Source organism: Sphingobacterium sp. (genome assembly GCF_032065005.1).
Lineage (GTDB): Bacteria > Bacteroidota > Bacteroidia > Sphingobacteriales > Sphingobacteriaceae > Sphingobacterium.
This window is the reverse complement of record NZ_DAMBMM010000014.1, coordinates 83101-91389: the sequence shown is the minus strand read 5'-3', so window position 1 is coordinate 91389 and position 8289 is coordinate 83101. Positions and strand designations below refer to the sequence as shown.

Here is an 8289-nt window from a genome sequence, read left to right as displayed (position 1 = left end):
TCCGTAACGGCTTCGGCTCATTTAAGATGGCTTTTCGCACCATCCACTACACATGGACAAGAATGCCTTGATGTCGGGAATATCTTTCAAAAGATCACCCCTTTTGATGGGATGATCTTTTGAAAGCATTCCAAGGCCAATCCCATCGCACAGGGCAACGGCATTCTTTCCATTTTTCCGCCATTGGAAATGAGCCGGTGGCTAAAGGGCTTCCTTTGGAAGGTGAATGTTTGTTAATGGCGAGAACCCCCAGAGGGGGTGAAATATTTTTCAATAAATCTTTCTGAATGGACATAAATCAGAAAAAATAGTTTTCTCATCTTACGATTTCGAAATGACGGCGATCCTAAAAAAAATAAAAAATAGATTCTTCGTTTCACTCTGAATCCCTCTTTAGCGCATTTTTATTCTGAACGATCAGTGAGGAATCTGTACGGTTCTCCTCCCACAGACCCTGTCATCCTTGACCGACGGTCAAGGAACTGTACGCCAATGCGATCATAAACAAAATTGGGTATGTAAAAATCCGAGACCCTCCCTTCGTATCAATGACAAGTTTGATAGAACTGTGTTTCTAGCCTTTCAGTCCCATATTTATTTATCAAAAAAATATTTCTAGCCGCCATACATCCCCAACGGGGATGAATTATTTTAGCATGGATGGCAAACAATATAGGGTTAATGCAAAAACGATGTTCGATTAATCGAACATCGTTTTTGCGCGACTTACAGGCTAACGTGCCATGCCAGCTAAAATAATGAAACCCCAAAAGGGGTTATATCTCTAAAATTAAAAAAAATACAATTTTTTGCCTTTCACTTTGCTGTCATCAGCTTCCGATAAATTTTATCAAAATTTTTTATTCTCCGGGTGACACCGGAAGGGACATTTCTTTGTTCTACGCAATCCCAACAGCTGAGGCTATTTTCAAATCTTGGTCCATCCTCTCATCCTTTACCCTGAGCGGCGGCGAAGGGTATCCTGGTTAATTTCCAGTTCTTGGTCTATCCTCACATCCCGAACCCTGAGCGGCGGCGAAGGGTATCCTGGTTCAAAACCACCCCTCATATCCTATCCCCCTCCAACCAACTCAAAACAAAAACAGGAGCAACCTTTCGGTTGCTCCTGTTTCCATTTTATATCAGGATCTGTTTACCAGATAACGATACGTTTATCTTTAGGGATGTACAGTTTGTCACCCTCTTTGGTTTCGAATGCTTTGTGGAACGCATCTAAATTGATGATCGGACCTGTAGCACGGTATTGAGCTGGAGAATGTGGGTCAGTTTTTACTTGGTTTACCACAAACTCATCTGTCGTTTTGGTACGCCAGATTGTTGCCCATGAAAGGAAGAAACGTTGATCTTGTGTGAAACCATCGATCAATCCTGGGTTTCCTTTTTCTTTCAGGTACATTTGCAATGCATCAAAAGCAACTGAAGAACCACCAAGGTCACCGATATTTTCACCTAAGGTGAACCTACCGTTTACAAATACCCCTGGTACTGGCTCGTATGCTTCAAACTGAGCCACTAATGCATCAGCAGCTGCTTCAAATTTTGTTCTGTCTTCATCTGTCCACCAGTTGTTCAAGTTACCATTTCCATCATACTGCGAACCTGAATCATCAAAACCATGAGATAACTCATGACCGATAACTGCACCGATACCACCAAAGTTCACTCCTGGATCAGCTTTGTAATCATAGAATGGAGGTTGTAAGATAGCCGCTGGGAATACGATCTCATTGAACAATGGACTGTAGTAAGCATTTACGGTTTGAGGAGTCATTCCCCATTCAGACTTGTCAACAGGTTTTCCCTGTTTAGCAAGGTTTTCTTCAAAGGACCAACGACGAACATTATTGATGTTTTCGATCAAGGAAGTACCAACCTGAAGGCTTGAATAGTCTTTCCATTTATCCGGATAACCGATCTTCACGGTAAACTTAGAAAGTTTCTCCAAAGCTTTCTCTTTGGTCGTAGGCGACATCCAAGCTAGGTCTTTGATGTGTACATTGAAAGATTTGATCAAGTACTGCACCAACTCTTCACAGGCAGCTTTTGCTTCAGCAGGGAAATTTTCTTTTACGTAAAGCTTTCCTAACAATTCACCAGCGTTGCCATTGACAAATTCCAATCCTCTTTTATCCAGCGAACGTTGTTCTTTCTGGCCTCTTAGTTTCTTACCATAGAAATCAAAAGACAATTGATCTAATTCTTCTGTCAAATAACCGGTTGCATCATCCATTACATGGAATTTCAAGTATTCCTTGATTACCGGTAAATTTTCCTCATTAACGATCTTATCTAGGTTTTGGTAATAGTTAAGTTCACCGATGATTACTGTATCAGCTTTGAATCCAAGGGTCTGGATGTATTTTGCCACATCCATGTTCTTTACCATTTTATTCAAATCTTTTACCGCTACAGGATTGTAACGTTTTTGAGCGTCACGCATCTCCTCTACAGTTTTCAGGTTTGAGGCGATCAATTTCTCAAATTCAATTACTTTAGGCCCTTTCAGGTCTCTGGTCTTCGGATCAACCTTGCCATATAAAGCATTGATATATTGGTTGTAGTTACCTAAAGTCTCTGTATTTTTGGCATCTTCTTTTTGGTAATACGTACGGCCAAGACCTAAACCGCCACCACCTAAATAAACAGCATTCATGTTACTGTTTTTCATGTGGGCATAAACATAGGCACCGAAGAAAGGGTTACCACCGATAGCTCCGTATTTTACGAAGTAATCGTAAAGACCTTTCAGGTTCTTCACTTGGTCGATATCCTTCAATTGTTGTTGGATAGGAGCTATCCCCAACTTGTTACGGGTATCAAAGTCTACATAAGATTTATATAGATCAGCGATCTTTTGACCATCAGTTCCTTTTTCGAATTTTGTGTTCAAAGATTCTTTCAGGATTTTCAAGGCCGCTTCATCAGTGTTTTCTCTTAGTTGATCAAAAGAACCCCAACGAGCCTTATCAGAAGGAATTTCCACAGTTTTCATCCAATTACCATTGACGTAATTGTAGAAATCATCTTGAGGACGAACGGATTTGTCCATGTAGGAAACATTGATTGCTTGATGTTCTTGCCCATAAACATAAGCTGAACTAGCAAATAATGCTGCCATTAATACGTATTGTTTCATAATTAACCTATTTTGTTTTAGAACTAAGAGATAGTTCTTATGCAAACATAGCGATTCTAGGAAAAAACAAAAAGTAACTATTTTTATATATTTAATTGATTTTAAATTAACACAATGGAATTGCTAAATTGGCCGAAATGATAATTCAGGTAGAAAACATCGATTATTTATTGGTTAGCAGCACTAAAAAAGGAATCAGCATTGATTTTCATGCGGAAGATTTACCGGTAATCTATGCCCCCGCAGATCTATCTATCCAAGAACTGACGGCTTATGTGAAGCGATTTGCCAAGAAAGAACAAAAGAAATCCATGGCAAATGAGGAATTTGAATTCTTTACCCTAAAACTATTCTCCAAAGACTATCCCGTAAGACCTCTGTCCAGTGGACAGTCCAAACCTTATCTCAAAAACAATATCATCTATTATTCCAAGTCCCAATTTAGCAGTAAAAACCAAGAAAGACTTGAAAAACAGCTACGACAATATATGTTTGAACAAGTCATCAAGACGATGATCGGAAAATGGGAGGAGATATTGGATTACCTTCTGGAAGACATGAAATTTATAAAACTTCCCAAGCGATATTTTGTCTGTTCAGGAAAAACCTTGACCTATAACAAATCCAACATAGAATTAAACTTGAGGTGCAATGAATATTTATTGGCAAAGGCTTTGATAGGATTAGCAGGTAAAAACAAACTGCAGGCTGGAATTTTGGAAACACATTTTCCGGAGGCAAGACAAATTGAAAAAATTTTATCCTATGGAAACGAAAGAATATAGATTTGAAACTGAAATAAATCCTGAGCAACTGGAAAGCTTAGCAGGTAATCCTTCAAGCTTATTGAACCATATATCAAAGGAAGAACTGGATAAGTTAAGCTGGTTTATCTTTGATGTTTTAGGCGATAAAGATGGCAGTCCAGAGGTTGGGAATATACAGGTTTCAAGCTTTAAATATGATGCCGACAAGAATAAGGGTACCTTTCGGATGCAATTTGACATTGACCGAAAGTTTTGCTGTTCAGATATGGGAAGTTGCAGCAACGATTATCTTGATTTCAATTTCAGTATCGAAAACAACCAACTTGTTGCAACCGGCAGTTACTTTGATTGGACATTGAACAATTAATCGAACATATAGACCTTGAAATAATAAATGATAATGGCAATCAGGATCAACATGATCGATAGGATTATCAAATTAGCTTTCAAGGCAGACCAATCTTTCTGAACAATATTGCTGGCAACTAGGATCAATTTGAAAAGGACACTAATTCCAGCTATGAGATAGAAAAAGTTATAGAAGTTAATCTGAATCTCCATCATACGCGTGAGGGATTAGAAAATTTTACAATTGGTTTTCAAACAAATATACAAATTTTAATATCTAATTACCTAGTAATTAAAATATTACACCCCTCTGATCAGCATAGATAAAAAAGAACAGGTACCTGAAATCCAGATACCTGTTCTTATATTTTAACATGGTCCTATTCGTTCAAATGAACTACAGGAAGCTTAGCCAAACACTTCGTTCAACTCTTTAGCAAGTCTTAACCCTGCTTTCAACAGAGCGTTTTCCATTGGATCTTTGAACCTGAAGATATAGTCATAGGATAGCTTGTTGTTTTTTGCAACATCATCATAAATAATGTTCGCCAATTGATGTGATTCGTACAACCAATCTTCAAAAGTTGAATTTGTGTATTGATTATAGAAGTACTTTTCATAATCCAATACACGAGCATATTCGCTGTATGACCATTTTTCATTATCTACCAAGTCACTATCCCATACGCGGTGTATATTCGAGCCCCTACCAAAGAAAGTAACGGCAATTTTGTTTCCACCTAGGTCTTCTGCTCTACTCACATGCATGGGTTGATGGGCATCACCTAATAAATGGACCATAAAATAAAAAGCTTGCTGCCTTTGCTCAATGGATAAATCTTTGTTGGCAACCTCTTTTTTTACTCTTTGGTAAGCCTTGTATAGGTTTTGCTCCGGTGAATTTTGAAGTTCCACTAAAAATTGCTCATGTGTCAGGTTCCCTGGGGTATTCAAGAAATGCCAAGATCCAGTTTTCAGGAGAACAGAGTCTGGTGAGGATTTGATAAAATCCGCCCAATTGGACCAATAAGCAATCTTTTGATGGCCGATCAGTTTCTCAATGTTTCGTTTTGCTTTTTTCGTAAGATGTTGTTCCGCGATTTCAGAAATCACGCGATGTCCAGTCATCCCCCATGCCAATACATGTTGGGATTGCGTTAATAGCATAAAAAATACTAGAATTCTACCTACTAGTTTCATATTCCTAATTATTTAAAAAGTTCAAATCCATATTTAGCTGTCGACCAGAAGCTATCAAGGGCGATAATCCGGGGTTTAAAGAATGATATGAGCGCTGGCCAATCTTCTTTTTTAAAGACGCTCAATCCACGGATCTCGGTGTAGATACGGGCAGTGTGTTTCCCATATTCATCATAAAAAGAATCGTCCCATATCCATTCTTCCCCTATTTCAGCTTCCAATATCTTCACGTATTCCTTAAATTGTTCAAAGAGCAGGGCACGGATGCCGGCATCAGGATTGGCGATTTCAATTCCGATCTGGGCCACCTTATTGGTTGCTTCCATCCTAAAGAACAGGTATCGAATTCCGGTTTTGTAATTTACCCATGTTACTTTGTCACCATCTTCACTCGGGATTGGTGCCATGTACTGCCCAAAACTCGTCCAAAAGGACTCCTTTATTTTCTTAGCTTCTTCTCTTGAATACAATTCTTTAATTTTATGCAAAACTAGGAATCTCTTTAAACATTTAGGTGGTTTAACCTGTTTTCCTATAAAATAATTACGATGGACAAAAAGAAAACCCTAATAACCCTGACAGCAGTTGCCCTTGGTTCTGTGATCTATAACTATTTGAAACCCATTAAATCCAATGCCGAGTCAATTCAAGATTTTGACCTGCAGCGATATTTAGGAAAATGGTACGAGATCGCTCGTTTAGACTTTTTTTGGGAGAAAGACCTGAAAAATGTGACTGCTGAATATAGCCTGAACGACGATGGATCAGTCAGGGTGAAAAATGAAGGCGTGAGTACAGTGAATGGAAAAACAAAAACCAGTATTGGAAAGGCCAAGTATGCAGGTGATGTCAATGAAGGTTCCTTAAAAGTTTCTTTTTTCGGACCTTTTTATTCTGGCTACCATATCGTTCAATTGGATGAAAACTATGAAGATGCCTTAGTCTTTGGCGATAACCTGGATTATATGTGGATCCTTTCCAGGACAAAGACAATCCGGCCAGAACGGGAAGCCGCTTACCTGAAATATGCAGAAGCTTGTGGTTATGACACCTCGAAATTAAAGTGGACCATCCAGGAGGGTTAAAGATCAAATACAGGTTGGATAATTGCGTAATTCAAGGTGGGGTCCTGCTTGATTACCTGAGCAATTTCTTGTTGATCTGCAGCACTGATTAAGTTTCCCAATCCAGCATTGAAAAGGCGAATTAAAAAAAGAGCTCCTTCCTCCTTTTCATGGATGTTCATTAAAGAACTACCTATATAAAAGTTGAGGATGGAAGCAGCGTAATCACCAAAGAGTTCAAAATCGAGGGTCTTCTTTTTGGATTTCAAATCCTTAAAGTATTTTTCGAAATCGCCCTTGATCATGTCTTGTTGTTTCTCTGTAAGCATAAGGCAAAAATAACAATAGGATTGACAATAAAAAAAGCAGCCCAAGATAATTTGGGCTGCTTCATTTTGGTTTTCAATTATTATTTTCTGACGCTTATCGCGACTCTTCTATCTTTCACACGGTCTGTTTCTGGGGCATCAGCAGGGTATTTAGCAAACTGGGAACCATATCCCTCCGTTGCCATCACCCGATTACCTACCCCTTTTGCATCAAAAGCATTCTTCACTGCGATTGCGCGGTCATTTGAAAGCTTTTTATTGATTGCTTCATCACCGGTTTTATCGGTATAACCACCAAGCTTAACCTTGGCATCTGGGTATGCATTCAGGATGGCTACCAGATTGTCAAGCTGTACCTGACTTTCCGGAAGGATATTCGCTGTTCCGGTTTCGAAATTTAAATTATCGAAATCAAACCATCGGTCTTTTAGTTCCTCATCCGAAAGACTCTTATAGTCCGAGTTCAGGAACTGAACCAATTGGTCTTCAATACCACCCTTGTAGGCATTGAGTTCGGTATTATTTGGCAAAGTCACCATAATACTTTCCCTCACTACTTCAGCCGGTGTCATCGTCGTGTCTTGGTTAACCACTGAATCAGTGATCAAGGAATCTACATGGGCATCCGATACCGGAGCTTCTTCACGGTTACAACCCTTACCGAAAAAGAACCATAATAAAAGAAGGATAATCGGAAGGAGTATCCACCACAGCCCTGCGCCTTTTTTACGGTCTTCCTCGGCTGGAGGAAGTGCTGCAGGTGGTTCCTCGCGACGGACCCTGGAAGTAGGCACAATAGGATCTTCTACAAGAACGTCCCTTGCTGGATCAACAATTGGGTCCACTTCTACCACTTCTTCTTCAGTAACGATGGTTGGTCCTTTTGGTTCTTCGCCTAGGACATTCAAAGGCAGACCTGCAGGAAGTGCTTTCAGGAAGTTAGAACGGTTGTTGTTCAAGTCGGCTTCAATGGAAGTGGTATCCCAGCGTTGGCCATTGCTAGTCAAGGCACCCACCACAGCAGGAATCGCTGCGGAGAATAAGCGAATCAATGTGTTGGTATTTAACCCTAAGAAATTCGCAGTATTGGGTATTACCTGGTCAAAAGTGTTCCCGAAAAGGGAGCTTAAAACTGTTCTCGTGGTATCCCCATCTTGAGGCACTTCCTGTACAGGAGGGCTAAACCTCAATACATCTGAAAAATTAAATCCAGAAAAATTTGATTTCAATGTTTCTAAGAGACTTCCTAGGCCGTGTCCGGCTTTACGTTGGAAACCTAAGAATAAGGAAGGAATTACGGTTTCGATTCCTTTTTTTGCCTGCTCTGGGGAAATGTTTTCCTCGGAGGCAAGAGTACTATAAGTGTGCTCATTGAAGTATTGCTGAGCAAGCTCTAATAAATTGTTTTCCATAACCTGTGTTTA

9 protein-coding genes are annotated in these 8289 nt (G+C 39.6%); 3 read left to right on the top strand and 6 right to left on the bottom strand.

What is annotated here, in order from left to right; genetic code table 11:
• Positions 1-1153 precede the first annotated feature (1153 nt).
• On the bottom strand, positions 1154-3157 hold the full coding sequence (locus tag RT138_RS17610; protein WP_313191704.1) for a M13 family metallopeptidase: 2004 nt from the start codon (positions 3155-3157) through the stop codon (positions 1154-1156).
• A gap of 137 nt (positions 3158-3294) precedes the next feature.
• Here RT138_RS17610 and RT138_RS17605 point away from each other — a divergent pair, with 137 nt between their 5' ends.
• Positions 3295-3942 carry a hypothetical protein gene (locus tag RT138_RS17605; RefSeq protein ID WP_313191703.1) on the top strand — a complete coding sequence of 216 codons (648 nt, stop codon included), beginning with the start codon at positions 3295-3297 and terminating at the stop codon, positions 3940-3942.
• A complete protein-coding gene (locus tag RT138_RS17600; protein ID WP_313191702.1) occupies positions 3923-4291 on the top strand; it encodes a hypothetical protein in 369 nt (122 codons plus the stop codon). Before RT138_RS17605 ends, RT138_RS17600 begins: the two co-directional genes overlap by 20 nt.
• On the opposite strand, the gene RT138_RS17595 is transcribed toward RT138_RS17600, so the two are convergent.
• The 3 genes from RT138_RS17595 to RT138_RS17585 form a co-directional block, all read right to left on the bottom strand.
• Positions 4288-4488: a hypothetical protein gene (locus RT138_RS17595; RefSeq protein WP_313191701.1), complete on the bottom strand. Its 201-nt coding sequence runs from the start codon at positions 4486-4488 to the stop codon at positions 4288-4290. The two genes, RT138_RS17600 and RT138_RS17595, sit on opposite strands and share 4 nt — an antisense overlap.
• A gap of 192 nt (positions 4489-4680) precedes the next feature.
• The gene (locus tag RT138_RS17590; RefSeq protein ID WP_313191700.1) at positions 4681-5472 is read right to left on the bottom strand and encodes a S1/P1 nuclease; all 792 of its coding nucleotides are present in this window, start codon (positions 5470-5472) and stop codon (positions 4681-4683) included.
• Positions 5473-5480: 8 nt separating this feature from the next.
• Positions 5481-5942: a DUF4268 domain-containing protein gene (locus RT138_RS17585; RefSeq protein WP_313191699.1), complete on the bottom strand. Its 462-nt coding sequence runs from the start codon at positions 5940-5942 to the stop codon at positions 5481-5483.
• 78 nt (positions 5943-6020) lie between these two features.
• Here RT138_RS17585 and RT138_RS17580 point away from each other — a divergent pair, with 78 nt between their 5' ends.
• Positions 6021-6557, top strand: a complete 537-nt coding sequence (locus RT138_RS17580; protein WP_313191698.1) for a lipocalin family protein — start codon at positions 6021-6023, stop codon at positions 6555-6557.
• Here the strand turns inward: RT138_RS17580 and RT138_RS17575 are convergent.
• Together RT138_RS17575 and RT138_RS17570 are read right to left on the bottom strand one after the other, a co-directional pair.
• A complete protein-coding gene (locus tag RT138_RS17575; RefSeq protein WP_313191697.1) occupies positions 6554-6865 on the bottom strand; it encodes a hypothetical protein in 312 nt (103 codons plus the stop codon). The two genes, RT138_RS17580 and RT138_RS17575, sit on opposite strands and share 4 nt — an antisense overlap.
• 80 nt (positions 6866-6945) lie before the next feature.
• Positions 6946-8277, bottom strand: a complete 1332-nt coding sequence (locus RT138_RS17570) for an OmpA family protein (protein ID WP_313191696.1) — start codon at positions 8275-8277, stop codon at positions 6946-6948.
• Positions 8278-8289 lie beyond the last annotated feature (12 nt).

Bases quoted from the DNA above. Each gene is read 5' to 3' on its own strand.
- RT138_RS17605 (WP_313191703.1), top strand. From the start codon at position 3,295: ATGATAATTCAGGTAGAAAACATCGATTATTTATTGGTTAGCAGCACT.
- RT138_RS17575 (WP_313191697.1), bottom strand. From the start codon at position 6,865: ATGCTTACAGAGAAACAACAAGACATGATCAAGGGCGATTTCGAAAAA.
- RT138_RS17590 (WP_313191700.1), bottom strand. From the start codon at position 5,472: ATGAAACTAGTAGGTAGAATTCTAGTATTTTTTATGCTATTAACGCAA.
- RT138_RS17580 (WP_313191698.1), top strand. From the start codon at position 6,021: ATGGACAAAAAGAAAACCCTAATAACCCTGACAGCAGTTGCCCTTGGT.
- RT138_RS17595 (WP_313191701.1), bottom strand. From the start codon at position 4,488: ATGATGGAGATTCAGATTAACTTCTATAACTTTTTCTATCTCATAGCT.
- RT138_RS17610 (WP_313191704.1), bottom strand. From the start codon at position 3,157: ATGAAACAATACGTATTAATGGCAGCATTATTTGCTAGTTCAGCTTAT.
- RT138_RS17600 (WP_313191702.1), top strand. From the start codon at position 3,923: ATGGAAACGAAAGAATATAGATTTGAAACTGAAATAAATCCTGAGCAA.
- RT138_RS17570 (WP_313191696.1), bottom strand. From the start codon at position 8,277: ATGGAAAACAATTTATTAGAGCTTGCTCAGCAATACTTCAATGAGCAC.